Raw genomic sequence first — 518 nt, forward strand, 5'->3', positions numbered from 1 at the left:
GCGTAATAGCTCACTGATCGAGTCGTCCTGCGCGGAAGATGTAACGGGGCTAAGCCAGTCACCGAAGCTGCGGATATCCTTCTGTGATTTATCACAGATATATATGGTAGGAGAGCGTTCTGTAAGCCTGCGAAGGTGTCTTGTAAAGGATGCTGGAGGTATCAGAAGTGCGAATGCTGACATGAGTAGCGATAATGGGGGTGAAAAGCCTCCACGCCGTAAGCCCAAGGTTTCCTGTTCAACGTTCATCGGAGCAGGGTGAGTCGGCCCCTAAGGCGAGGCAGAGATGCGTAGCTGATGGGAAGCAGGTTAATATTCCTGCACCGTCGTATGATGCGATGGGGGGACGGATCGCGGAAGGTTGTCCAACTGTTGGAATAGTTGGTTTTTGGCTCATAGAAGGCACTTAGGCAAATCCGGGTGCGGAATTCAAGGGGTTGAGACGAGTGAACTTGTTCACGAAGCAATCGGAAGTGGTTCCAAGAAAAGCCTCTAAGCTTCAGTCATACGAGACCGTA

1 rRNA gene is annotated in these 518 nt (G+C 51.2%); it reads left to right on the forward strand.

Annotated features, from left to right (window positions below):
• Positions 1–518 (forward strand): 23S ribosomal RNA (locus tag AC1RDJ_RS28420); the annotation flags it as partial.

The organism is Janthinobacterium sp. GW822-FHT07H10 (assembly GCF_058798675.1).